Below are 248 nucleotides of genomic sequence, written 5' to 3' on the forward strand. Positions count from 1 at the left end.
CACATCCGCCGCGACAAGGCCACCAGCAACATCTGCACTGCCCAGGCCTTGCTCGCCAACATGGCAGCGATGTATGCTGTCTACAATGGTCCCGAGGGGCTAAAGGCAATTGCCGACCGTGTACACGGCCTGGCTGGTACCTTTGCCCATTGACTGATGAAGCTCGGAACAGTGACTGTGCAGGAACTGCCGTTCTTTGACACTGTCAAGGTCAAGGTCGCTGATGCGAATGCGATTGCCCAGGAGGC

General features: G+C 57.7%; 1 pseudogene. It reads left to right on the plus strand.

Annotated elements, in window-relative coordinates:
- Positions 1-147: pseudogene (locus tag L9G74_RS24530) on the plus strand (hypothetical protein); the annotation flags it as partial.
- Positions 148-248 lie beyond the last annotated feature (101 nt).

This window comes from Shewanella electrica, assembly GCF_022321485.1.
GTDB classification, from domain to species: Bacteria; Pseudomonadota; Gammaproteobacteria; order Enterobacterales; family Shewanellaceae; genus Shewanella; species Shewanella electrica.